This is a genomic window from Pseudomonas wuhanensis (genome assembly GCF_030687395.1).
Classification (GTDB): Bacteria; Pseudomonadota; Gammaproteobacteria; order Pseudomonadales; family Pseudomonadaceae; genus Aquipseudomonas; species Aquipseudomonas wuhanensis.
Genome location: NZ_CP117430.1, coordinates 6,155,290 through 6,178,582 on the forward strand (window position 1 = coordinate 6,155,290; position 23,293 = coordinate 6,178,582).

At 59.3% G+C, this 23,293-nt stretch carries 22 protein-coding genes and 1 pseudogene; 17 read left to right on the plus strand and 6 right to left on the minus strand.

The window, feature by feature from the left end; genetic code table 11:
* Nucleotides 1–16 precede the first annotated feature (16 nt).
* The 3 genes from PSH88_RS28330 to rpmE form a co-directional block, all read right to left on the minus strand.
* Complete coding sequence (locus PSH88_RS28330) at nt 17–1,285, minus strand: malic enzyme-like NAD(P)-binding protein (protein WP_007899225.1); 1,269 nt, start codon at nt 1,283–1,285, stop codon at nt 17–19.
* Between the two features lie 183 nt (nt 1,286–1,468).
* Nucleotides 1,469–2,269, minus strand: a complete 801-nt coding sequence (locus PSH88_RS28335) for a thermonuclease family protein (protein WP_305424056.1) — start codon at nt 2,267–2,269, stop codon at nt 1,469–1,471.
* A 14-nt stretch (nt 2,270–2,283) separates the two neighbouring features.
* Nucleotides 2,284–2,514, minus strand: a complete 231-nt coding sequence (rpmE, locus tag PSH88_RS28340; RefSeq protein WP_007899231.1) for a 50S ribosomal protein L31 — start codon at nt 2,512–2,514, stop codon at nt 2,284–2,286.
* 170 nt (nt 2,515–2,684) lie between these two features.
* Here rpmE and PSH88_RS28345 point away from each other — a divergent pair, with 170 nt between their 5' ends.
* From PSH88_RS28345 to PSH88_RS28400, 11 genes and pseudogenes are all read left to right on the plus strand, one after another.
* Nucleotides 2,685–4,904, plus strand: a complete 2,220-nt coding sequence (locus PSH88_RS28345; protein ID WP_305424057.1) for a primosomal protein N' — start codon at nt 2,685–2,687, stop codon at nt 4,902–4,904.
* Between the two features lie 238 nt (nt 4,905–5,142).
* Complete coding sequence (gene argS / locus PSH88_RS28350; RefSeq protein ID WP_038978603.1) at nt 5,143–6,879, plus strand: arginine--tRNA ligase; 1,737 nt, start codon at nt 5,143–5,145, stop codon at nt 6,877–6,879.
* A gap of 1 nt (nt 6,880) precedes the next feature.
* Entirely contained in the window at nt 6,881–7,588 is a 708-nt protein-coding gene (locus PSH88_RS28355; RefSeq protein ID WP_030129222.1) for an SPOR domain-containing protein, read from the plus strand.
* Nucleotides 7,589–7,818: 230 nt separating this feature from the next.
* Nucleotides 7,819–8,349, plus strand: coding sequence for an ATP-dependent protease subunit HslV (gene hslV / locus PSH88_RS28360; RefSeq protein WP_007936812.1), 531 nt, complete (start codon nt 7,819–7,821; stop codon nt 8,347–8,349).
* Nucleotides 8,350–8,403: 54 nt separating this feature from the next.
* Complete coding sequence (gene hslU, locus PSH88_RS28365; protein WP_305424061.1) at nt 8,404–9,744, plus strand: ATP-dependent protease ATPase subunit HslU; 1,341 nt, start codon at nt 8,404–8,406, stop codon at nt 9,742–9,744.
* 206 nt (nt 9,745–9,950) lie between these two features.
* Nucleotides 9,951–10,331, plus strand: coding sequence for a gamma-butyrobetaine hydroxylase family protein (locus PSH88_RS28370; protein WP_305424062.1), 381 nt, complete (start codon nt 9,951–9,953; stop codon nt 10,329–10,331).
* A gap of 242 nt (nt 10,332–10,573) precedes the next feature.
* Nucleotides 10,574–12,253 (plus strand): class II poly(R)-hydroxyalkanoic acid synthase, encoded by a 1,680-nt coding sequence (phaC, locus tag PSH88_RS28375; protein WP_305424064.1) that lies wholly within the window; start codon nt 10,574–10,576, stop codon nt 12,251–12,253.
* Between the two features lie 134 nt (nt 12,254–12,387).
* Nucleotides 12,388–13,242 carry a poly(3-hydroxyalkanoate) depolymerase gene (gene phaZ, locus PSH88_RS28380; protein ID WP_305424065.1) on the plus strand — a complete coding sequence of 285 codons (855 nt, stop codon included), beginning with the start codon at nt 12,388–12,390 and terminating at the stop codon, nt 13,240–13,242.
* Between the two features lie 129 nt (nt 13,243–13,371).
* Nucleotides 13,372–15,054, plus strand: a complete 1,683-nt coding sequence (gene phaC, locus PSH88_RS28385) for a class II poly(R)-hydroxyalkanoic acid synthase (protein WP_305483426.1) — start codon at nt 13,372–13,374, stop codon at nt 15,052–15,054.
* A gap of 59 nt (nt 15,055–15,113) precedes the next feature.
* A complete protein-coding gene (locus PSH88_RS28390) occupies nt 15,114–15,734 on the plus strand; it encodes a TetR/AcrR family transcriptional regulator (RefSeq protein ID WP_305424067.1) in 621 nt (206 codons plus the stop codon).
* Nucleotides 15,735–16,032: 298 nt separating this feature from the next.
* Nucleotides 16,033–16,960, plus strand: a pseudogene (locus PSH88_RS28400) (IS110 family transposase).
* A 285-nt stretch (nt 16,961–17,245) separates the two neighbouring features.
* Here PSH88_RS28400 and PSH88_RS28405 read toward each other — a convergent pair.
* The 3 genes from PSH88_RS28405 to PSH88_RS28415 all read right to left on the minus strand — a co-directional run bounded on the left by PSH88_RS28405 (nt 17,246) and on the right by PSH88_RS28415 (nt 19,012).
* Nucleotides 17,246–18,055, minus strand: coding sequence for a phasin family protein (locus PSH88_RS28405; RefSeq protein ID WP_305424069.1), 810 nt, complete (start codon nt 18,053–18,055; stop codon nt 17,246–17,248).
* 10 nt (nt 18,056–18,065) lie between these two features.
* On the minus strand, nt 18,066–18,488 hold the full coding sequence (locus PSH88_RS28410) for a phasin family protein (protein WP_007899266.1): 423 nt from the start codon (nt 18,486–18,488) through the stop codon (nt 18,066–18,068).
* Between the two features lie 248 nt (nt 18,489–18,736).
* Nucleotides 18,737–19,012 carry a polyhydroxyalkanoic acid system family protein gene (locus PSH88_RS28415; protein WP_305424070.1) on the minus strand — a complete coding sequence of 92 codons (276 nt, stop codon included), beginning with the start codon at nt 19,010–19,012 and terminating at the stop codon, nt 18,737–18,739.
* A gap of 155 nt (nt 19,013–19,167) precedes the next feature.
* On the opposite strand from PSH88_RS28415, the gene ubiE reads away from it, so the two are divergent.
* The 6 genes from ubiE (at nt 19,168) to PSH88_RS28445 (ending at nt 23,283) form a co-directional block, all read left to right on the plus strand.
* The gene (gene ubiE / locus PSH88_RS28420; RefSeq protein WP_008005057.1) at nt 19,168–19,938 is read left to right on the plus strand and encodes a bifunctional demethylmenaquinone methyltransferase/2-methoxy-6-polyprenyl-1,4-benzoquinol methylase UbiE; all 771 of its coding nucleotides are present in this window, start codon (nt 19,168–19,170) and stop codon (nt 19,936–19,938) included.
* Nucleotides 19,938–20,561 (plus strand): ubiquinone biosynthesis accessory factor UbiJ, encoded by a 624-nt coding sequence (locus tag PSH88_RS28425; RefSeq protein ID WP_305424071.1) that lies wholly within the window; start codon nt 19,938–19,940, stop codon nt 20,559–20,561. Before ubiE ends, PSH88_RS28425 begins: the two co-directional genes overlap by 1 nt.
* The gene (ubiB, locus tag PSH88_RS28430; protein WP_305483429.1) at nt 20,558–22,162 is read left to right on the plus strand and encodes a ubiquinone biosynthesis regulatory protein kinase UbiB; all 1,605 of its coding nucleotides are present in this window, start codon (nt 20,558–20,560) and stop codon (nt 22,160–22,162) included. The genes PSH88_RS28425 and ubiB overlap by 4 nt, the downstream gene beginning before the upstream one ends.
* A 91-nt stretch (nt 22,163–22,253) precedes the next feature.
* Nucleotides 22,254–22,655, plus strand: coding sequence for a phosphoribosyl-AMP cyclohydrolase (gene hisI, locus PSH88_RS28435; protein ID WP_305424073.1), 402 nt, complete (start codon nt 22,254–22,256; stop codon nt 22,653–22,655).
* Nucleotides 22,648–22,980, plus strand: coding sequence for a phosphoribosyl-ATP diphosphatase (locus PSH88_RS28440; protein WP_007899279.1), 333 nt, complete (start codon nt 22,648–22,650; stop codon nt 22,978–22,980). The genes hisI and PSH88_RS28440 overlap by 8 nt, the downstream gene beginning before the upstream one ends.
* A gap of 24 nt (nt 22,981–23,004) precedes the next feature.
* Nucleotides 23,005–23,283, plus strand: a complete 279-nt coding sequence (locus PSH88_RS28445; protein ID WP_007899280.1) for a twin-arginine translocase TatA/TatE family subunit — start codon at nt 23,005–23,007, stop codon at nt 23,281–23,283.
* The last annotated feature ends 10 nt before the right edge of the window (nt 23,284–23,293 follow it).

Here is a 23,293-nt window from a genome sequence, read left to right on the forward strand (position 1 = left end):
GAAGCGTTACAACGGCTTAGCCGTTGAACACGTCATCCACGCTTTTCAGCGGGTAGTTCTTCGGATACGGCAGGGTCGCCACACCGGTCTCGATCGCAGCCTTGGCCACGGCATCGGAGATCAGGGTGATCAGACGGGCATCCATTGGTTTCGGAATGATGTACTCACGACCGAACTCCAGCTTGATGCCGCCGTAGGCGTCGCACACTTCCTGAGGCACTGGCAGCTTGGCCAGTTCACGCAGGGCGTTGGCGGCAGCCACTTTCATTTCTTCGTTAATGCGCTTGGCGCGAACGTCCAGGGCACCACGGAAGATGAACGGGAAGCCCAGTACGTTGTTGACCTGGTTCGGGTAGTCCGAACGGCCGGTGGCCATGATCACGTCGTTACGGGTGGCGTGAGCCAGTTCCGGGGAGATTTCCGGATCCGGGTTCGAGCACGCGAACACGATCGGGTTGGCCGCCATGGATTTCAGGCCTTCAGCACTCAGCAGGTTCGGGCCGGACAGACCAACGAACACGTCAGCGCCTTCCAGCGCGTCAGCCAGGGTGCGCTTCTCGGTCGCGTGAGCGAACACAGCCTTGTACTGGTTCAGGTCGTCACGGCCGGAGTGGATCACGCCGGTACGGTCAACCATGTAGATGTTTTCGATATTGGCGCCCATGCTCACCAGCAATTTCATGCAGGAGATGGCGGCCGCACCGGCGCCCAGGCAGACGATCTTGGCGTCAGCCAGGGTTTTGCCAGCGATTTCCAGGGCGTTGATCATACCGGCCGCAGTAACGATTGCGGTGCCATGCTGGTCATCGTGGAATACCGGAATGTCGCACTGCTCGATCAGAGCGCGTTCGATCTCAAAGCACTCAGGTGCCTTGATGTCTTCCAGGTTGATGCCACCGAAGGTAATGGAGATACGCTTGACGGTGTCGATGAAGGCTTGCGGGCTTTCGGAGTCGACTTCGATGTCGAACACGTCGATGCCGGCGAAGCGCTTGAACAGCACGCCCTTGCCTTCCATGACCGGCTTGGAAGCCAATGGGCCGAGGTTACCCAGGCCGAGAATCGCGGTGCCATCGGAAATGACTGCAACCAGGTTGCCCTTGCCGGTGTATTTGTAGGCCAGTTCAGGATCGCGGGCGATTTCGCGTACTGGTTCGGCTACGCCGGGGCTGTAGGCCAGCGACAGATCGCGGGCGGTAGCGGTGGCCTTGGTGAGCTCGACACTCAGCTTCCCTGGACGGGGATGGGCATGATATTCGAGAGCGGCAGTTTTCAGATCAGACATAGGGGCATTCCGCTTTTTACTGTTGGACAGACGGACCGCCGAGGATACTCGCCTCGCAAAGTCCTCACAAGACTGACCAGTCACCCCTGTCAAGCGCCCGGCCCTACGACTTTGGGCCAAGAGCCACGGAACACAAGGGATAGACTGTTCACAATAAACGAAAAAAATGTCTACAATTTTTTCTTACGGTGCCGCCTGCAACATCGCCGGATCGGTCAGCGGCAGCAGCCAGCGCGCCTGCCCCGGTTTCAACCCTCCGCGGCGCGAACGATCCACCACCCAGCCACGAGCCTCGATTTGCTTGCCTTTGAGCTTTTCAAGCGATGCGACATCGAATTGGTCCAGCATATTGGGTGCAACCCGCAATACAACCGAATCCTGCAACTCGATCCAAACCCCGCCGCGATTGCGCTGAACCTTGCTCACACGACCGCTGAGCATGGCGAAGCCGGATGCGCTGATCTGCTCCGCTTTCAGTACAGGTGATTGTCGCCACAGCCCGAGACCGGCCCGACGAGCACTGCGTTCGGCCGCTTGCTGGCAGGCGACCAAATCGACATTCGGCGCCACCGCCACCTGAAAACCGAGGCCCTCGGCGAGCATCTGCGCTTCGAGGTTGGCACCATCGAGGCCATAGACATGGGCCAGGGTCCGGCCGTAATGGTCTTTGCTTTCTTTACCCGGCAGCAAACCGACCTGCCCGTCGCTGGCGGCCACCAGCGCTTCAAGGCGCTTGCGCGCAGCGACGGCGAACGGTTCGTCGGAACGCCCCTGCTTGCCCAACTCCGGCGTATTCAAACCGATCATGCGCACGCTGCGACCATCACGCAGACGCAAGGTGTCACCATCTACCACCCGCTGCACTGCGACCGACGTCAGCCCGCTCGGCGCCGGGCAGAAGGCCTGGGCACCGGAAAGCCAAATCGCGGACACAAAAAAGGCGCCCGCGAGGGACGCCTTTTTTATCAGCAAGGAAAAGCCCATCGGGCCCTTCAACCTTACTCTGCAGCAGCTGGAGCTTTCTTGCCGAAAGCGCCGAAACGGTCTGCGAAGCGCTGTACACGGCCGCCAGTATCCAGAGTCTTCTGCTTACCGGTGTAGAACGGGTGGCATTCGTTGCATACGTCGATCGCCAGAGGCTTGGCCAGGTTCGAACGAGTTTCGAACTTGTTGCCACAGCTGCAGGTAACTGCGGTGATTTCGTATGTTGGATGGATATCGGCTTTCATGATGTATTCCTCAGGCTAGCGTGCCGCCACTCAACACCATTGTTGAATACCGCACGTAATTAGGCCGCGGATTCTACCAGACAATGGTATTCACGCAAGCTGTCGCTTAAACCAGTCGTCTGCTAGGCTCCCGGCCTTCTTCATCGCCCTCTCATCGAGAAAACAATCGCGTGCCCAACGCCATTTTGCGCCTCGCCCTGCCTTCGCCCCTGCGCCGCCTGTTCGATTACCGTGCCCCGGCCGGAGTCCTGCGCGCCCAGTTGCACCCGGGAATGCGGTTGCGGGTGCCGTTCGGTCGGCGGGAGATGATCGGGATTCTGGTGGAGGTCACCGACACCAGCGAAGTACCGGCAGAAAAACTCAAACCCGCCCTGGCGCTGCTCGACGCCACGCCGCCGCTGCCGCCCGCACTGTTCAAGTTGTGCCTATGGACTTCCCAGTATTACCAGCACAGCCTCGGCGACACCTTGAGCTGGGCACTGCCGGTACTGTTGCGACAAGGCGAACTGGCCGAAGCACGCCAGGAACGCTTCTGGTCCGCCGCGCCCGGCGCCAGCCTCGATGATCCGCGCATCGCCCGCGCCCCGCGACAACGTGAAGCACTGGCGACTCTGGCCCAACACCCCCACGGCGTCGCTCATCAACTGCTGAGCAAATTGATGCTGAGCAAGGACAGCCTCGATCTGTTGCTGGCCAAGGATCTGGTGCAGGTAGACATCCGCAGGCACGCGCCCGGTGTGCGCCACGAACACTGGCTGGCGCAACCGGAATTGCCGCTCAACCCGGAGCAACGCGCCGCTTACGAGGCGATTCGCGCCGGATTCGACAGTTATCACGCGTTCCTGCTGGCCGGCGTCACCGGCAGCGGCAAGACCGAAGTCTATTTGCAGTTGATCCGCGAAACCCTCGAGGCCGGCAAGCAAGCCCTGGTGCTGATCCCGGAAATCAACCTCGGCCCGCAAACCCTGGCCCGATTCGAGCAGCGCTTCAATGCGCGCATCGCGCTGATCCACTCCGCAGTCAATGACCGCGAACGCCTGGAAGCCTGGCTGGCGGCGCGGGATGGCGAGGCCGACATTATTATCGGCACCCGTTCGGCACTGTTCACGCCGATGAAGAACCCCGGCCTGATCATCATTGATGAAGAGCACGACGGCTCTTATAAACAGCAGGAAGGCCTGCGCTATCACGCCCGCGACCTGGCACTGGTCCGCGCCCGGCAGGAAAACATCCCGATTGTCCTCGGATCCGCCACACCCTCACTGGAAAGCCTGCAAAACGCCTACACCGGTCGTTACGGCCTCTTACGCCTGAATGAGCGGGCCGGCGGCGCCAAGCAACCGCGCTTCCTGCGCCTGGACGTGAAAAGTCGTCCGCTGGACAGCGGCATTTCCGGGCCGATGCAGCAAGCTATCGGTCAGACCCTGGCCGCAGGCCAACAAGTATTGGTGTTCCTCAACCGCCGTGGTTTTGCGCCCACCTTGCTGTGTCACGACTGCGGCTGGATGTCTGAATGCCAGCGCTGCGACGCGCGAATGACCGTGCACCAGCGCTCTGGCGAACTGCGCTGCCACCATTGCGGCTACGTCGAACGAGTGCCCCGGCATTGCCCGAAGTGCGGCAAGGTCGATTTGCGGCCCGTGGGCGCCGGTACCGAGCGCGCTGAAGAACGCCTGGGAATTTTGTTTCCGGACGTCCCGGTGCTGCGGGTCGACCGCGACAGCACTTCACGCAAAGACGCGATGAGTCAACTGTTCGCCACCATTCAGAAAGGCCAGCCATGCATTCTGGTCGGCACACAGATGCTTGCCAAAGGGCATCACTTTCCTCGGGTAACCCTGGTGTCGATTCTCGATGCCGACGGCGGACTGTTCTCCGGTGACTTCCGCGCCAGCGAACGCATGGCGCAGTTGATCGTCCAGGTCGCCGGGCGCGCGGGGCGAGCCGAAGAGCCGGGTAAAGTGATTATCCAGACGCACCTGGCGGACCATCCACTGCTGGTGCAACTCACCGAACAGGGCTATTTCGCCTTCGCCGAACAGGCGTTGAGCGAACGCCGTTCCGCAGGGCTTCCACCGTTTGCGCACCTCGCGCTGCTGCGGGCCGAGGCGCATAAACCGGGGCAGGCCGAAGGTTTTCTCGATGAGGCGTGCAGCGAGGCCGAGCGTTTGCTGGCCGAGCAGAATCTGACCGGGATTGAGTTGCTGGGGCCGGTGCCGGCGCCGATGGAACGCCGGGCCGGACGCTACCGCGCACAGTTGTTGTTGCAGGCCACGGCCCGGGCGCCGTTGCATCGGTTGTTGAGCAGTTGGTTGCTGGTTTTGGAGCAGATGCCGAGTGGGCGGGCGGTGCGTTGGTCGCTGGATGTGGATCCGGTCGATTTGTATTGAATTCAAGATCGCTATCGCGGGCAAGCCCGGCTCTCACAGGGATCTGCGTTGTTCACATGCTCTACGTCATACCACTTACCCTGTGGGAGCGGGCTTGCCCGCGAAGGCGGCCGAATTGTCACCACATATCCATAACCTGCCCGCTATAGTTGGCAAGCCCGTCTTCGCAACGGATAATGCCCAGTTTTTCCACCAGCGCATCGAAGCGCCGCCGCGCTTGCGGCCGAAAGAGCAGACCATGAAAGACACCATTCGCCAGCTGATCCAACAAGCCATCACCCAACTCGTCAACGAAGGTGTGTTGCCTGAAGGCCTGTCGCCGGCGATCCAGGTGGAAAACTCTCGCGACAAGAAAAACGGCGACTTCGCCAGCAACATCGCCATGATGCTGGCCAAGCCTGCGGGCATGAAACCCCGCGACCTGGCCGAGAAAATCATCGCCGCGCTGCCGGCTGACGAGAATGTCTCCAAAGCCGAAATCGCCGGCCCTGGTTTCCTGAACTTCTTCCAGAACACTCAAGCCTTGGCGACCCGCCTGGACGCGGCGTTGGCCGACGACCACATCGGCGTGCGCAAAGCCGGCCCGGTGCAGCGCACCGTGGTAGACCTGTCGGCCCCGAACCTGGCCAAAGAAATGCACGTCGGCCATTTGCGTTCGACCATCATCGGCGACGGCGTGGCGCGGGTTCTGGAATTCCTCGGCGACGAAGTGATCCGCCAGAACCACGTTGGCGACTGGGGCACCCAGTTCGGCATGCTGATGGCTTATCTGCAGGAAAACCCGATCACCAGCGATGAGCTGTCGGACCTGGAAAACTTCTACCGCGCCGCCAAGCAACGCTTCGACGAGTCCGAAGAATTCGCTGATCGCGCCCGTGGCCTGGTGGTCAAGCTGCAAGCCGGCGACCCGGATTGCCTGGCGCTGTGGACCAAGTTCAAAGACATCTCGCTGTCCCATTGCCAGAAAATCTACGAACTGCTGAACGTCAAACTGACCATGGCCGACGTGATGGGTGAAAGCGCCTATAACGACGACCTGATCAACGTGGTCAACGACCTCAAGGCCGCTGGCCTGCTAGTCGAAAGCAACGGCGCCCAGTGCGTGTTCCTCGACGAATTCAAAAACGCCGACGGCGACCCGCTGCCGGTGATCATCGTCAAGGCTGACGGCGGCTACCTCTACGCCACCACCGACCTGGCGGCCGTGCGCTACCGCAGCGGCGTGCTGAAAGCTGATCGCGCGTTGTACTTCGTCGACCAACGCCAGGCCCTGCACTTCCAGCAAGTGTTCCAGGTCGCGCGCCTGGCCGGCTTCGTGACGCACCCGATGGAAATGGAACACATGGGCTTCGGCACCATGAACGGCGCCGACGGCCGTCCGTTCAAGACCCGTGACGGCGGCACCGTGAAGCTGATCGACCTGCTGACCGAAGCCCAGGAACGCGCCTACACCCTGGTGAAAGAGAAGAACCCGGAACTGGCTGAAGACGAGTTGCGCAACATCGCCAAGGTCGTGGGCATCGGCGCGGTGAAATACGCCGACCTGTCCAAACACCGCACCAGCGACTACAGCTTCAACTTCGACCTGATGCTGAACTTCGAAGGCAACACCGCGCCGTATCTGCTGTACGCCTACACCCGTGTGGCCGGTGTGTTCCGCAAGCTTGGCAAGGACTTCAGCGAAGTCGAAGGGCAGATCGTCCTCGAAGCCGCGCACGAACATGAGCTGGCGGCGAAACTGGCGCAGTTCGGTGAAATCCTGAATAACGTGTCCGACAAAGGCACGCCGCATATCCTCTGCACCTACCTGTACGATGTCGCCGGCCTGTTCTCCAGCTTCTACGAGAACTGCCCGATCCTCGGTGCCGACACCCCGGCGCAAATGCAGAGCCGCCTGCGCCTTGCCGCGCTGACTGGCCGCACTCTCAAGCAAGGCCTGGAACTCTTGGGTCTGGAAACTCTGGAGCGTATGTAAGTTGGCTGCCAAGAAAAAACCTGCACCCAAGCGTGGCGCCAGCCGTTACCAAGCTCCTGCAAAGCAACCGATCCCGGGCTGGCTGTGGATGGCCATCGGCCTTACGGTCGGTGCGTTCATTGTGTTCCTGATGAAGCTGGAGCCGGGCAAGGGCAGCGATACCGTCAAGCGCGAGAAGATCGAGCAGCAAAAAGCCACCAAGATCGCCGAGGCTAACAAGACCCCGCCGAGCCCGACGCAACCGGTGAAGCCGAAGTACGACTTCTACACCTTGCTGCCGGAATCGGAAGTCATTGTGCCGCCGGACGCGGTGCCGGAGAAAACCCTGCCGACACCACAAGTGCCGGCCATTCCGACCACGCCGGTAACGCCAGCGGAAGCGGCGAAGATCGACACCGCCCGGGCTCAAGCGGCATTGGCTGGCATCACCCCGCCGCCAGCGCCGCCCGTGGCGAAAGCTGCGCCGGTGACCAAGTTCTTCCTGCAGGCCGGTTCGTTCCGCAAGGAAGCCGATGCCGACAAGGTGCGTGCGCAGATCATCCTGCTGGGTCAGGCCGTGGCGGTTGAATCCGGTACTGTAAAGGACGAGACATGGTATCGGGTGCTGGTCGGCCCGTTCAGCAACCGCGAACAGCTGACCACCGCCCAGAAGCAACTGGCTGGCAGCGGTTTCAGCAACCTGCTGTTACAACAACGCCAAAGCCGCTGACCTTCCGCTGATCGTTCCCACGCTCTGCGTGGGAACGCCTCAAGGGACGCTCCGCGTTCCAGCTTTAGAAAGGGACGCGGAGCGTCCCGGGCTGCATCCCACGCAGAGCGTGGGAACGATCAATACGCGCACCGCTCGTCCCCCACCGCGTCCTACAGTTGAAAAACGCTCCACCACCCCCATATGAGTTGGCATAAGGCATTTTCGCCCCGCTGCGTGGAGACTCTCCCTTGACCACCATCGTTTCAGTTCGCCGCCACGGCAAAGTCGTCATGGGCGGCGACGGCCAGGTTTCGCTCGGCAATACCGTGATGAAAGGCAATGCGAAAAAAGTTCGCCGCCTTTACCACGGCCAGGTTATCGCCGGTTTTGCCGGGGCCACCGCTGACGCCTTCACCCTCTTCGAGCGTTTCGAAGGCCAGCTTGAGAAACATCAGGGTCACCTGGTTCGCGCCGCCGTCGAACTCGCCAAAGAATGGCGCACCGACCGCTCCCTCAGCCGCCTCGAAGCCATGCTCGCGGTCGCCAACAAAGATGCCTCCCTGATCATCACCGGCAACGGTGACGTGGTTGAGCCCGAAGAAGGCCTGATCGCCATGGGTTCCGGCGGCGGCTACGCCCAGGCTGCGGCCAGCGCGCTGCTGAAGAAAACCGACCTGTCGGCCCGGGAAATCGTCGAAACCGCCCTGGGCATCGCTGGCGACATCTGCGTGTTCACCAACCACAACATCACCATCGAGGAGCAGGATCTCGCTGAGTAAGCTGTGTTGGCCATCGCGCCACGGCTCGCTTTTGCTTGAGGACCGCCAATTACTATGCCCATGACCCCCCGTGAAATCGTCCACGAACTCAATCGCCATATCATCGGCCAGGACGATGCCAAACGCGCCGTCGCCATTGCCTTGCGCAACCGCTGGCGCCGGATGCAGCTGCCCGAAGAGCTGCGCGTCGAAGTCACCCCCAAGAACATCCTGATGATCGGCCCGACCGGTGTCGGCAAAACCGAGATCGCCCGTCGCCTGGCCAAGCTCGCCAACGCGCCGTTCATCAAAGTCGAAGCGACCAAGTTCACCGAAGTGGGCTACGTCGGCCGCGACGTCGAATCGATCATTCGTGATCTGGCCGATGCCGCGATCAAACTGCTGCGCGAACAGGAAATGACCAAGGTTCGCCACCGCGCCGAAGACGCCGCCGAAGAGCGCATCCTCGACGCCTTGCTGCCACCGGCACGCATGGGTTTCAGCAACGAGGACTCCGCACCGTCGGCCGATTCCAACACTCGTCAGCTGTTCCGCAAACGCCTGCGTGAAGGTCAGCTGGATGACAAGGAGATCGAAATCGAAGTCGCCGAAATCACCGGCGTCGATATCTCCGCGCCACCGGGCATGGAAGAAATGACCAACCAGTTGCAGAGCCTGTTCGCCAACATGGGCAAGGGCAAGCGCAAAAACCGCAAGCTCAAGGTCAAGGAAGCGCTGAAACTGGTTCGCGACGAAGAAGCCGGTCGTCTGGTCAACGAAGAAGAATTGAAGGCCAAGGCCCTGGAAGCCGTTGAGCAGCACGGCATCGTTTTCATCGACGAAATCGACAAGGTCGCCAAGCGCGGCAATACCGGTGGCGTCGACGTGTCCCGTGAAGGCGTACAGCGCGACTTGCTGCCGTTGATCGAAGGCTGCACTGTCAACACCAAGCTGGGCATGGTCAAGACCGACCACATCCTGTTCATCGCTTCCGGTGCGTTCCACCTGAGCAAGCCGAGTGATCTGGTGCCCGAGCTGCAAGGCCGTCTGCCGATTCGGGTCGAACTCAAGGCCCTGAGCCCGGAAGATTTCGAGCGCATCCTCAGCGAACCCCATGCATCGCTCACCGAGCAATATTGTGCACTGCTGAAAACCGAAGGGCTGCTGATCGAGTTCCAGCCAAGCGGCATCAAGCGTATCGCCGAGATCGCCTGGCAGGTCAACGAGAAGACCGAGAACATCGGCGCCCGTCGTCTGCATACCCTGCTCGAGCGCCTGCTCGAAGAGGTGTCGTTCAGCGCCGGTGATCTGGCCAGCACTCACGAGGACAAGCCGATCCTGATCGATGCCGACTACGTCAACAGCCACTTGGGCGAATTGGCGCAGAACGAAGACCTGTCCCGTTATATCCTGTAGGTCACATTCTGTGTGAGCGGGCTTCTGTGGCGAGGGAGCTTGCTCCCGCTGGGTCGCGAAGCGGCCCCAAAACTCAGTGAATGCGGTCTGCCAGACAGACCCCATTCGCCGAATTTACGGCTGCTGCGCAGCCGAGCGGGAGCAAGCTCCCTCGCCACAGGTCACCCGTCGACACAGGGCCTCCATACAGACGGAAGACCGGCCCCATGACGACCCAACTCCCCACCGACATCAAACTCCACAAAGCCTCGAAAACCCTGACGCTCAAATACGCGTCCGGCGAGGAATATCACCTGAGCGCCGAGTTCCTTCGCGTGCACTCTCCTTCCGCTGAAGTCCAGGGCCACGGCAAACCTATCCTGCAATTTGGCAAGATCGGCGTCGGCCTGAGCAAAGTCGAACCGGCCGGTCAGTACGCACTGAAATTGACCTTCGACGACGGACACGACAGCGGCTTGTTCACCTGGGAATATCTGTACCAGCTGGCAGTGCGCCAAGAAGATCTCTGGAATGATTATCTTGCGGAACTCAAAGCGGCTGGAAAGACCCGCGACCCGAATGAGTCGGTCGTCAAGCTGATGCTCTAGGTCAGACCTCTGGCTCTTTAGAGGGCATTTTCTAATTTCATCTGTTTGAATGCTTCGCTGCGGTGTCAACGATTGGTCCGCTTGCGAAAAAAATTAAACTCGGGTAACCAATGGAACTGGCAAGTTCCGTGCATTTGTAGCGATGCGCAATTAACGGTCACCCGAGCAGTAGTACCTGGCATTTGTTGTGTGACTACACAGCTAGACTCAGGTACTCGTCTCAGGACAATGGAGCGTCGTAGATGAGTAACAAGCTTAACGATGACTTGAAATTTCAGGCTTCGGAAAACACCTTGGGGCTGAATCCTGTTGTTGGACTACGCAGAAAGGATCTCTTGGGCTCTGCCCGCATGGTGCTGAGCCAGGCCATCAGGCAGCCCATCCACAGTGCCAGGCATGTCGCCCATTTCGGCATCGAGCTCAAGAATGTGCTGCTCGGAAAATCCGAGCTTCAACCACAAAGTGATGACCGTCGCTTCCTTGACCCGGCGTGGAGTCAGAACCCGCTCTACAAACGTTATTTGCAAACTTATCTGGCATGGCGCAAAGAGCTTCACGCCTGGATCGATGACAGCAACCTCTCGCCCAAGGACGTCGCTCGCGGGCATTTCGTGATCAACCTCATGACCGAAGCCATGGCCCCGACCAATACGGCGGCCAACCCGGCGGCGGTCAAACGTTTCTTCGAAACCGGTGGCAAGAGCCTGCTCGACGGTCTCTCCCATCTGGCCAAGGATCTGGTGCACAACGGCGGCATGCCGAGCCAGGTCAACATGGGTGCATTCGAAGTCGGCAAGAGCCTGGGCGTGACCGAAGGCGCAGTGGTGTTTCGCAACGATGTGCTGGAGTTGATCCAGTACCGACCGATCACCGAGCAGGTGCATGAACGCCCACTGCTGGTGGTGCCGCCACAGATCAACAAGTTCTACGTTTTCGACCTGAGCCCGGACAAGAGCCTGGCGCGCTTCTGCCTGCGCAACAACGTGCAGACGTTCATCGTCAGCTGGCGTAACCCGACCAAGGAGCAGCGCGAGTGGGGTCTGTCGACCTACATCGAAGCGCTCAAGGAAGCGGTCGATGTCGTCACCGCGATCACTGGCAGCAAAGACGTGAACATGCTCGGCGCCTGCTCCGGCGGCATCACCTGCACCGCACTGCTGGGTCATTACGCAGCGATCGGTGAGAAGAAGGTCAACGCCCTCACCTTGCTGGTCAGCGTGCTGGACACCACCCTGGACAGCGATGTGGCCCTGTTCGTCGACGAGCAGACCCTCGAAGCCGCCAAGCGCCATTCCTACCAGGCCGGTGTACTGGAAGGTCGCGACATGGCGAAAGTCTTCGCCTGGATGCGCCCCAACGACCTGATCTGGAACTACTGGGTCAACAACTACCTGCTGGGTAATGAGCCGCCGGTTTTCGACATTCTGTTCTGGAACAATGACACCACCCGGTTGCCGGCGGCGTTCCATGGCGACCTGATCGAGATGTTCAAAAACAACCCACTGATCCGTCCCGACGCCCTGGAAGTGTGCGGCACACCGATCGACCTCAAACAGGTGACTGCCGACATCTTTTCCCTGGCCGGCACCAACGATCACATCACCCCGTGGAAGTCCTGCTACAAGTCGGCACAACTGTTCGGCGGCAAAGTCGAGTTCGTGCTGTCCAGCAGCGGGCATATCCAGAGCATTCTGAACCCGCCGGGCAATCCGAAAGCACGCTACATGACCAGCACCGACATGCCGGCCAAGGCTGAGGAGTGGATGGAAAACTCCACCAAGCACACCGACTCCTGGTGGTTGCATTGGCAGGCGTGGCAGGCCGAGCGCTCGGGCAAACTGAAAAAATCCCCCGCCAACCTTGGCAATAAGACCTATCCAGCGGGTGAAGCTTCGCCGGGCACTTACGTGCATGAACGTTGAGTTTCAAATGACTCGCAGTCCGCGGCACTGGGAGGTGCCGCGATCTCTATCGATTACTCTCGAGGCCAGCCTCGAACATTCTGCGACGGCCCGGGACGGCTCGATCAGCGTTTAAAACCTACAGGGCTCTGTGCATGCCGCAACCGTTCGTCTTTCGTACCGTCAACCTGGATGGCCAGACCCTCCGCACTGCGGTACGCCCCGGCAAGCCTCACTTGACGCCCTTGCTGATTTTCAACGGCATCGGCGCCAACCTGGAGCTGATATTCCCGTTCGTCCAGGCTCTGGATCCGGACCTGGAAGTCATCGCCTTCGACGTACCCGGCGTCGGCGGCTCATCGACTCCCACCCGCCCGTATCGCTTTTCGGGCCTGGCGAAACTCACGGCTCGAATGCTCGACTATCTCGATTACGGGCAAGTCAATGTGATCGGCGTGTCATGGGGTGGCGCCCTGGCGCAACAATTTGCCTATGACTATCCCGAGCGCTGCAAGAAGCTGGTGCTGGCAGCTACAGCGGCCGGCACAGTGATGGTGCCGGGCAAGCCGAAAGTGTTGTGGATGATGGCCAGCCCACGGCGCTACATCCAGCCATCCCATGTGATCCGGATTGCACCGATGATATATGGCGGCTCGTTCCGTCGCGATCCGACCCTGGCAGCCAGTCACGCCGCCAGGGTCCGTTCGGCAGGCAAACTCGGTTATTACTGGCAGCTGTTCGCCGGGCTCGGCTGGACCAGCATTCACTGGCTGCACAAGATCAACCAGCCAACTCTGGTGCTGGCCGGCGACGACGATCCACTGATCCCGCTGATCAACATGCGCATGTTGGCTTGGCGAATTCCAAATGCCCAATTGCACATCATCGATGACGGCCATCTGTTTTTGATTACCCGTGCCGAAGCGGTGGCACCGATCATCATGAAGTTTCTTGAAGAGGAACGTCAGCGCGCAGTCATGCATCCGCATCCGGCGCCATCGGGCGGTTAACCGACTCCGGCTTTTGTTTATGAAAAGGAGTCGCCAGGAGGCCGTGCCGCGCAACAACCCGCAACAACGTCTATGGTGTTTTGTTCGGGTGTGTTTGTTTTTGGCCTGATGACGAAGGAGTGTTAACTCATGCGCGACAAACCAGCGAAGGGCTCTTTGCCCACTCCCGCTGCATTCATCAATGCTCAGAGTGCGATTACCGGTCTGCGCGGCCGGGATTTGCTTTCGACCTTGCGCAGCCTGGCCACCCACGGCCTGCGCAACCCGGTGTATACGGCCCGGCATGCCTTGAAGCTGGGCGGCCAGTTGGGCCGTGTCCTGTTGGGTGAAACCCTGCACCCGACCAACCCGCAGGACAGTCGCTTTACCGACCCGACGTGGAGTCTCAATCCTTTTTATCGCCGCAGCCTGCAGGCCTATCTGAGCTGGCAGAAAGAAGTCAAAAGCTGGATTGATGAAAGCAACATGAGCCCGGATGATCGTGCCCGCGCCCACTTCGCCTTTGCCTTGATCAACGACGCCGTGGCGCCGTCCAACACCCTGCTCAATCCGCTGGCGATCAAGGAACTCTTCAACTCCGGCGGCAGCAGCCTGGTCCGGGGCATTGGCCATTTGCTCGACGACCTTCTGCACAACGACGGCCTTCCAAGACAAGTCACCAAACAAGCATTCGAGGTGGGCAAAACGGTCGCCACCACCACCGGCTCCGTGGTGTTTCGCAATGAGCTGCTGGAGCTGATCCAGTACAAGCCGATGAGCGAAAAACAGTATTCCAAACCCTTGCTGATCGTGCCGCCACAGATCAACAAGTACTACATTTTCGATTTGAGCCCCAACAACAGCTTCGTCCAGTACGCCCTTAAAAACGGTTTGCAGACCTTCATTATCAGCTGGCGCAATCCCGATGTGCGTCATCGCGAATGGGGGTTGTCGTCTTACGTCGAAGCCGTAGAAGAAGCGATGAATGTGTGCCGGGCGATCACCGGCGCTCGCGAGGTCAACCTGATGGGGGCCTGTGCCGGCGGGCTGACCATCGCTGCGCTGCAAGGGCATTTGCAGGCCAAGCGGCAGCTGCGACGGGTGTCCAGCGCGACCTACCTGGTCAGCATGCTCGACAGCCAGATAGACAGCCCGGCCACCCTCTTCGCCGACGAACAGACGCTGGAAGCGGCCAAGCGCCGCTCATATCAGAAGGGCGTTCTGGAAGGTCGCGACATGGCCAGGGTGTTTGCCTGGATGCGTCCCAACGATTTGATCTGGAATTACTTCGTCAATAACTACCTGCTCGGCAAGGAGCCGCCGGCGTTCGACATCCTCTACTGGAACAATGACAACACGCGCCTGCCGGCGGCGTTTCATGGCGACCTGCTGGATTTCTTCAAGCACAACCCGCTGAATCATCCGGGCGGGCTGGAAGTGTGCGGCACACCGATCGACCTGCAAAAAGTTACCGTCGACAGTTTCAGTGTGGCGGGCATAAACGATCACATCACCCCGTGGGATGCAGTGTATCGCTCGACCTTGCTGCTGGGTGGTGAGCGGCGCTTCGTATTGTCCAACAGCGGTCATGTGCAGAGCATTCTCAACCCGCCCAATAATCCGAAAGCCAACTACGTCGAGAATCCGAAACTGAGCAGCGACCCGCGGGCCTGGTATTACGACGCCAAACGCGTCGACGGTAGCTGGTGGACGCAATGGCTGAGCTGGATTCAGGAACGCTCCGGCGCACAACGCGAAACCCAGATGGCCCTCGGCAACCAGAACTATCCACCGATGGAGGCAGCACCCGGTACTTACGTGCGCGTGCGCTGACGTTCAACGAACCACGGCCGTCAATGGCCGTGGTATGACTCGACCATTAAGAAGACTGGATGAAAACCCGCGACCGGATTCTCGAATGTGCCCTGCAGTTGTTCAACCAGAAGGGCGAGCCGAATGTGTCCACCATGGAAGTGGCCAACGAAATGGGCATCAGCCCAGGCAACCTCTACTACCACTTTCACGGCAAGGAGCCGCTGATCCTCGGGCTGTTCGAGCGTTTCCAGGCCGAATTGACGCCCTTGCTCGACCCACCGTCCGATGTGGAATTGGCGCCCGAAGATTACTGGCTGTTTCTGCACCTGATCATCGAACGCCTGGCCCATTACCGGTTTCTATTCCAGGACCTGTCGAACCTTGCCGGCCGCCTGCCGAAACTGGCCAAGGGGATACGCAACCTGCTCAATGCGTTGAAGCGCACACTGGCTTCATTGCTCGCACAGTTGAAAGCTCAAGGTCAGTTGGTCAGTGACACCCAGGCGTTGGGGCAGTTGGTGGAACAAATCACCATGACGTTACTGTTCTCGCTGGACTATCAGCGGATTCTCGACCGTGAAGGTGAAGTGAGGCTGGTGGTGTATCAGATCATGATGCTGGTGGCGCCACACTTATTGCCACCGGTGAAAGTCGCGACCGAGCGGTTGGCGTTGCAGTACCTCGAAGAGCAACACTAATCCTGTGGGAGCGGGCTTGCCCGCGATAGCGGTAGTCCATTCGACATCATTGTTGCCTGACCAGACGCCATCGCGGGCAAGCCCGCTTGTGTCTTGCGCAGGACTTAGACTGAGGATGAGAGCGGTGAGTGGCAAGCTGAACGCCCGGAGTGCTAGCAGCACGTGTGGGAGCCCATGCTGCCATTCACCTCTCCACTCTGGTTATTGAGCCCGAACAGTTGAACGAGCCGACCTCGAACATTACAAGCGTGGAGCCCAACCAGAGCGCTCTCATTTATGAGTGTAAGAGGGTTTAGCCATGTTTTCCTGCGCAGGCATTGATGTTTCCAAAGACAGTCTGGAAGTCTGGATTAATTCGCAAGGCATTGGTGCGAGTTTTCCGAACAGCGCCAGTGGTTTCCCGGTGCTGATTGATTGGTTAAAAGGCTTCGAAGTCACCCGCGTGTTACTGGAAGCCACCGGTGGCCGAGCGGGGGCCCATGAAGGTGCTTCAAAGGGGCGGCTTTGACGTCTTACGAATCAATCCTCGTCGGGCGAAAGATTTTGCCAAGGCAATGGGTTATCGCGCTAAAACAGACGCGATAGATGCGCGGCTTCTCGCCGAATTTGCAACGATTATAAAGGACGCCGATAGCCGTATCACCAGCGCCGAACAGGACAATTTGCGTGCGCTGGTACAGCAACGCGAAAACTTTGTTCAGCAGCAAAGTGACGACAGGCGGCGTATCAAAACGGCTTCTGTCGACTCGATAAAACCCTTGTTGCAAAGCCATATCGACTATTTAGATCAGGCAATAAAGTCGATAGAACAGCTGATCTGCCAAAGCGCCAAAGACCTGGACAGTGAAAAAATTGCCCGCTTGCGCTCGGTTAAGGGACTAGGGCTCGTGACCGCAGCCAGCATCATGGCCTACCTGCCTGAGCTGGGAGAGGTTGGACGGCACGAGATCGCAGCACTGGCAGGGATCGCCCCTTACAACGACGACAGCGGCAACCACGAAGGGCCTCGTCATATAAGCGGTGGCCGATTTGCCGTGCGACGTGCGATGTACATGGCCAGTTGGGCTGTGATTTTGCGACAACCCGAGTTCAAAGCCCGATATGACGCGCTTCGCCTGAGAGGTAAATGCGCGAAAGTGGCGCTGATCGCCTGCATGCGGGTGTTGTTGATAAGGCTGAACGCGATGATCCGTGACCAAACTGAGTGGAGAGAGCAGGCAGCCTAAACAGACTGCTTGCTCATTTGGGAAATCACATGGTTTGAGACTGTGGAAGTTCGGCTGCCCTTTGATCAAACTTCAAAATAAAAGACATCAAGACAGTTGCTCCCACATTGGATTTGTGGTGTTTTCTAGAATCCATGCACAAACAAAAACGCCCGACCTTCGCAGGCCGGGCGTGATCGTTCCCATGCTCCGCGTGGGAATGCAGCCGGTGACGCTCTGCGTCACTGCCGCAATGGACGCGGAGCGTCCGGTGAGGCATTCCCACGCGGAGCGTGGGAACGATCATCAGGACTGACTGGTTGGCGTCGATGGAGCCGGCGCGGCAGTCGGGGTTACAGCAGGGGTCGGTGCAGTGGCGGAGTTCGCCGTGCTGACCGGGGTTACCGGCTTGGCGGCAGCCGCTGCTGGTTTCGGTGCAGCCACTTTCGGGGCGGCCGGTTTTTTCACTGCTGGCTTCTTCGCTGCAGCGGGTTTGGCTGCTGCGGTTTTAGCTGCAGGTTTGGCCGCCGGTTTTGCGGCTGGTTTTGCGGCAGGTTTTACGGCTGCTTTGGCTGCAGGTTTCGCCGCGGCAGTTTTGGTTGCCGGTTTAGCGGCAGCCTTGGCCAATGGTTTGGCTACGCTTTTGGCTGCTGGTTTGGCCGCTGGTTTGGCTGCCGCGGTTTTCGCCGCAACAGGCGCAACCTTGGCACCGGTGAGTTTTTCGATTTGCTTGGTCAGGGTATCGACCTTGCTGTGCAGTGCCTTGACCTCATTGCGGCTCGGTACACCCAGGCGCGAAATAGCGCTGTTCAGACGCTTGTCGAAAGCCCCTTCCAGCTCATCCCATTTGCCCAGTGCGCGATCTTTCACGCCGCTGATGCGCGACTTGGCCGACGAAGCGGAGTCCTTGGCGGCATCGACTTTTTTGCCGACAGCGCTCTTGGTGAGCTTCTCGGCTTTCTCGCCGTCCTTGACCAATGCATCGAAGAGCTTGCTGCCGTCAGTGTCAATCTTCGAGTACACGCCTAAACCAGCCAGCCAGATCTTGCGGGAGTAGTCTTCGACCTTCCCGATCCACGAGCTGCCTTCTTTTTCAGTATTCTTTTTACCAGCCATCCCGTTCTCCTTAAGATTTACGCGCGACACGTTCGAGCAATGCCGTCAGCTCATCGAGCTTAGCAGAGAGTGTCTCAACGTCATGTTTAGACGGAATGCCGATACGATTCAAGGCACTTGCGATACGTGTATCGAAAGCCCTTTCGACTTTGTCGAGTTGAAGTTCGACTTTGCCTTTGAAAGTGCTCACTTCACTCTTGGCTTCATCGATCTCGGCATTGGCCGCTTCAAGTTTTTCAGTGACGACTTTTTTACCTTTCTTTTCAACAGCTTGACCAGCCTTGATCAGCTCTTGAACGTACTCGCTACCCTCTTGGCCGACCTTGGTGTAAGCACCCAGACCAGCGAGCCAGATCTTGCGGGCATACGATTTGACGTCGCCCAGGGCGTTAGTTTCAACGTCGACTTTTTTCTTCAAAATAACTTTGGCCATGGTGCACCTCACGCGCAGAAGGGTCGAGGAACTGCCCGCAGAGAGTCGGGCTCAGGCACAAAGTAGTGAGAATAATTAGAAACGGCACCCTAACAACTGACATAAACAAGTAGGTACGCCGCCGAACCTGTGGGAGCGGGCTTGCCCGCGAAGAGGCCTGTACATCCGCAATATCTCCTGCGGCAGGAATATCGTCTTCGCGGGCAAGCCCGCTCCCACAGGGTTCTCATTCCACAGAAAGAAATGGATCAGGCCAGTGCTTTATCCAGAGCCCTTTCGATTTCCGATTTGATGGTGCCGCTCATGGCGGACATCAACAGGCCCAGCTCGACATCGACCTTGATCGAGTCTTCGCCCACATGCACCGCGCCTTTCACACCGGAACGCTTGAGGTTCAAGGTATCGCCGGACCACTGCGGCTCCAGGCCATATTGTTCGGACAGTTTCTGCGCCAACTTGTCGGCCTTCTCGCGGGCCGCTTCCTTACCCAGGCCGTGGGCACGCTCAACACTAATACGGGCCATCGAATGACTCCTGCTTTATCGTGACTTGCTCAAGACATCTTGACCCTGCATGCGTCAAAACGTCCCGGTAGTTGCCTATCTTACCTTCAGCCTTGCCAAGACAAAGCAGGCCACCGGGATTAGAATGTCCCGCATTCTCTTTTGGTGACAGCGATATGACTGATCAGCGCAAAGGCAGCGATGCCGAACCCACCACTCACTTCGGCTTCAAAAACGTTCCGGAAAGCCAGAAAGCGGAAAAAGTCGCTGAAGTTTTCCACTCGGTAGCCGCCAAGTACGACCTGATGAACGACCTCCTGTCGGGCGGCATGCACCGTCTGTGGAAGCGTTTCGCGATCGAGCTGTCGGGCGTGCGTACCGGTAACCGCGTGCTGGACATCGCCGGCGGCACTGGAGACCTGACCCGCAAGTTCTCGCACCTTGTAGGACCTACCGGTCAGGTAGTGTTGGCCGACATCAACGAATCCATGCTCAAGGTCGGTCGTGACCGCCTGCTGGACCTGGGTGTGTCCGGCAACGTCGAATTCGTCCAGGCCGATGCTGAAAAGCTGCCGTTTCCGGACAACCATTTCGATTGCGTGACCATCGCTTTCGGTCTGCGCAACGTGACGCATAAAGAAGACGCCCTGCGCTCGATGCTGCGTGTGCTGAAACCGGGCGGCCGTTTGCTGGTACTGGAGTTCTCCAAGCCGACCAACGCGCTGATGTCCAAAGCCTACGACGCCTATTCGTTCGCCTTCATGCCGTTGATGGGTAAGTTGATCACCAATGATTCGGAAAGCTATCGCTACCTGGCCGAATCGATCCGCATGCACCCGAATCAGGAAACCCTGAAGTCGATGATGGTCGAGGCCGGTTTTGACCGCGTGACCTATCACAACATGACCGCAGGCATCGTCGCCCTGCACCGCGGCATCAAGCCCTGATGTTGCTGGCCGGCCTGCTCGCCAGCGTTGAGCTTGGTCTGAACCGGGTGCTGCGTCTCGACAGCACGGCGCTGCCGCGGCTGGCGCATTTGAGTGGCAAGGTGATTGCCGTCGACTGCCGCAGCCCGGCGCTGCAAGTGTTCATCCTGCCCAGCGATGAAGGCCTGATGCTCGCCTCCCAGTGGGAAACCGGCGCCGACTGCACCTTGCGTGCACCGGCCTCAAGCCTGCTGAAACTGGCGACGAGCAAGGACAAGACTTCGGTCCTGCATGCCCCACAAGTCGAACTCGACGGCGATAGCGGCGTGCTGCTGGAACTGGCGGCGATCCTTCAGGACCTCGAACTGGACTGGGAGTACGAACTCTCACACTGGCTGGGACCTGTGACCACGCAACTGGTCGGCGGTCACCTGCGCAGCCGCGCACGCTGGTATCAGCAAGGGTTCGCCAGCCTGAACCAGAACCTGGGCGAATACCTGGCCGAAGAATCGCGCGCCCTCGTCGGTCAGCACGAAGCTGACGCCCGTTTTAATGAACTGGACCAGATCAAGCTCGATCTGGAACGACTCGAGGCGCGTTTCGAGCGCCTTTCCCGATCCCTCGACCCAAGCGATAACGCATGAAGCTGCTTGCCGTCCGCCGTTTGTTGCGCATCCAGCGCGTCGTGATCCGCTACCGCCTCGATGACTTGCTGTTCGCCCTGCCACTGCCCTGGTTTTTGCTGGCGATGCGCTACGCCTTGCCGTGGCGCTGGTTCCCGCGCAAGACGCTGGACCTGAGCCGTGGCGCGCGACTGCGCCTGGCATTGCAGGACCTGGGGCCGATTTTCATCAAGTTCGGCCAGATTCTTTCGACGCGCCGCGACCTGCTGCCCGAAGACATCGCCGATGAACTGATGAAGTTGCAGGACCGCGTACCGCCGTTCGACTCGCAGGTGTCGGTCCGACTGATCGAAGAACAGCTCGGCAAAAAAATCAGTGAAGTCTTCAGTCGTTTTGACGTCGAACCGCTGGCCTCGGCCTCGGTGGCGCAAGTGCATGCCGCGCAGCTGAAAACAGGTGAAGAAGTCGTCGTCAAAGTGATCCGCCCGGGCCTGAAACCGATCATTGCCCAGGACCTGGCGTGGCTGTTCATTCTCGCCCGCGCCGCGGAAAAACTCTCGGCCGACGCTCGCTTGCTGCACCCGGTGGACGTGGTCAGCGACTACGAAAAAACCATCTACGACGAACTCGACCTGCTGCGCGAGGCGGCTAACGCCAGCCAGCTGAAGCGCAACTTCGAAGGTTCGCCGCTGCTCTATGTGCCGCAAGTCTATTGGGACTGGTGCCGGCCGAAAGTGCTGGTGATGGAGCGCATCTACGGGATTCAGGTCACCGACCTTGCGACCCTGGCCGACCAGCGCACCGACATGAAAATGCTCGCCGAACGCGGCGTGGAGATTTTCTTCACCCAGGTGTTCCGCGACAGCTTCTTCCACGCCGACATGCACCCCGGCAACATCTTCGTCAGCACCGTGCAACCGTGGAGCCCGCAGTACATTGCGATCGACTGCGGCATCGTCGGCAGCCTGACTCCGGAAGACCAGGACTATCTGGCGCGCAACCTGTTCGCGTTCTTCAAACGTGATTATCGTCGTGTCGCGCAGTTGCACATCGATTCAGGCTGGGTGCCGGCGGAAACCAAACTCAACGAATTTGAAGCGGCGATCCGCACGGTGTGCGAGCCGATCTTCGAAAAACCGTTAAAAGATATTTCCTTCGGTCAGGTGCTGATGCGTCTGTTCCAGACCGCTCGACGCTTCAACATGGAAGTGCAGCCGCAGTTGGTGTTGCTGCAAAAAACCCTGTTGAACATCGAGGGCCTGGGTCGGCAGTTGTACCCGGACCTCGATCTGTGGAACACCGCCCAGCCGTTCCTCGAACGCTGGATGCGCGAGCGCGTCAGCCCGAAAGCCTTGATCGGCAACGTGCAGAGCCAATTCGAGCAGATCCCGCATCTGGCCAACATGGCCCGCGATCTGCTCGAGCGCATGTCCCAGCCCCACGCCAACGACCCGCAGCCCCCATGGCACAAGCGCAAGGACGACTGGTTCCTGCGTCTGCTTGGCACCGCTCATTTGGCCGGGGGTACGATACTCGCCGCCGGTGGCCCGTTGAACGAACTGGGGCACTGGCCCGCCGGAATCATGGTGGCGGTCGGCTTGTATCTGGTCGTTCGCCGATAGCCAGTTGGATCATCGACTGGCACACTGTTTGAACGCTGAATTTGAACATTGGCCTCAACTATTGAAGTAGAGCCCGCTGTCGGAGTCGAAGATGAAAAACTGGCTGGACGAGATCAAGTGGGACGCCGATGGCCTGGTACCGGCGATTGCCCAGGATCACAAGACCGGACGCGTCCTGATGATGGCCTGGATGAACCGTGAAGCACTGCAATTGACCATCACCGAGAACCGTGCCATTTACTGGTCACGTTCCCGTGGCAAGCTGTGGCGCAAGGGCGAAGAGTCCGGCCACGTGCAAACCCTGCATGAGATGCGCCTGGACTGTGACGCTGACGTGATCATCTTGATGGTCGAGCAGATCGGCGACATCGCCTGCCATACCGGCCGTCAGAGCTGCTTCTACCGTGTCTTCGAGAACGGCGACTGGAAAACCGTCGACCCGGTTCTCAAAGACCCGCACGCCATCTACTGCGCAGGACACACACATGAGTGACACCCTGACCCGTCTGGCCCAGGTGCTGGAAGAGCGCAAAGGCGCCGCTGCCGACAGCTCGTATGTCGCCAGCCTGTACCACAAGGGCTTGAACAAGATTCTGGAAAAAGTCGGCGAAGAGTCGGTCGAAACCATCATTGCCGCCAAGGATGCCGCCATCAGCGGTGACTGCAGCGATGTGATCTACGAGACCGCCGATTTGTGGTTCCACAGCATGGTCATGCTCGCCCAGCTGGGGCAGCATCCACAGGCTGTGCTCGATGAACTGGACCGTCGTTTCGGTCTGTCCGGACACGCCGAGAAAGCCTCTCGCCCGTCCGCCTGAACAACTATTAGAGAGGAACGCAACATGGGCATTTTTGACTGGAAACACTGGGTCGTCATCCTGGTTGTCGTGGTGCTGGTGTTCGGCACCAAGAAACTGAAAAACCTCGGCACTGACGTGGGCGAGTCGATCAAGGGCTTTCGTAAAGCCATGAACGACGACGAGAAACCGGCCGACCCGACAGCGACCCCGGCCCAACCGGTTCCACCTGTTCAGCCACAGACCACACAGTCCGTGAACCCGCCGCACACCATCGACGTGCAGGCGCAAAAAGTCGAAGAGCCGATCCGCAAAGACGTGTGAGCACTGACTA

What these genes read in the sequence shown, in the direction of transcription:
- PSH88_RS28405 (WP_305424069.1), bottom strand. Translation starts at nt 18,055, where the DNA reads ATGGCTGGTAAAAAGAATACTGAAAAAGAAGGCAGCTCGTGGATCGGG.
- phaC (WP_305483426.1), top strand. Translation starts at nt 13,372, where the DNA reads ATGCGCGACAAACCAGCGAAGGGCTCTTTGCCCACTCCCGCTGCATTC.
- phaC (WP_305424064.1), top strand. Translation starts at nt 10,574, where the DNA reads ATGAGTAACAAGCTTAACGATGACTTGAAATTTCAGGCTTCGGAAAAC.
- hisI (WP_305424073.1), top strand. Translation starts at nt 22,254, where the DNA reads ATGAAAAACTGGCTGGACGAGATCAAGTGGGACGCCGATGGCCTGGTA.
- PSH88_RS28440 (WP_007899279.1), top strand. Translation starts at nt 22,648, where the DNA reads ATGAGTGACACCCTGACCCGTCTGGCCCAGGTGCTGGAAGAGCGCAAA.
- PSH88_RS28425 (WP_305424071.1), top strand. Translation starts at nt 19,938, where the DNA reads ATGTTGCTGGCCGGCCTGCTCGCCAGCGTTGAGCTTGGTCTGAACCGG.
- PSH88_RS28415 (WP_305424070.1), bottom strand. Translation starts at nt 19,012, where the DNA reads ATGGCCCGTATTAGTGTTGAGCGTGCCCACGGCCTGGGTAAGGAAGCG.
- argS (WP_038978603.1), top strand. Translation starts at nt 5,143, where the DNA reads ATGAAAGACACCATTCGCCAGCTGATCCAACAAGCCATCACCCAACTC.
- PSH88_RS28370 (WP_305424062.1), top strand. Translation starts at nt 9,951, where the DNA reads ATGACGACCCAACTCCCCACCGACATCAAACTCCACAAAGCCTCGAAA.
- ubiB (WP_305483429.1), top strand. Translation starts at nt 20,558, where the DNA reads ATGAAGCTGCTTGCCGTCCGCCGTTTGTTGCGCATCCAGCGCGTCGTG.
- PSH88_RS28445 (WP_007899280.1), top strand. Translation starts at nt 23,005, where the DNA reads ATGGGCATTTTTGACTGGAAACACTGGGTCGTCATCCTGGTTGTCGTG.
- rpmE (WP_007899231.1), bottom strand. Translation starts at nt 2,514, where the DNA reads ATGAAAGCCGATATCCATCCAACATACGAAATCACCGCAGTTACCTGC.
- phaZ (WP_305424065.1), top strand. Translation starts at nt 12,388, where the DNA reads ATGCCGCAACCGTTCGTCTTTCGTACCGTCAACCTGGATGGCCAGACC.
- PSH88_RS28390 (WP_305424067.1), top strand. Translation starts at nt 15,114, where the DNA reads ATGAAAACCCGCGACCGGATTCTCGAATGTGCCCTGCAGTTGTTCAAC.
- PSH88_RS28335 (WP_305424056.1), bottom strand. Translation starts at nt 2,269, where the DNA reads ATGGGCTTTTCCTTGCTGATAAAAAAGGCGTCCCTCGCGGGCGCCTTT.
- ubiE (WP_008005057.1), top strand. Translation starts at nt 19,168, where the DNA reads ATGACTGATCAGCGCAAAGGCAGCGATGCCGAACCCACCACTCACTTC.
- PSH88_RS28330 (WP_007899225.1), bottom strand. Translation starts at nt 1,285, where the DNA reads ATGTCTGATCTGAAAACTGCCGCTCTCGAATATCATGCCCATCCCCGT.
- hslU (WP_305424061.1), top strand. Translation starts at nt 8,404, where the DNA reads ATGCCCATGACCCCCCGTGAAATCGTCCACGAACTCAATCGCCATATC.
- PSH88_RS28410 (WP_007899266.1), bottom strand. Translation starts at nt 18,488, where the DNA reads ATGGCCAAAGTTATTTTGAAGAAAAAAGTCGACGTTGAAACTAACGCC.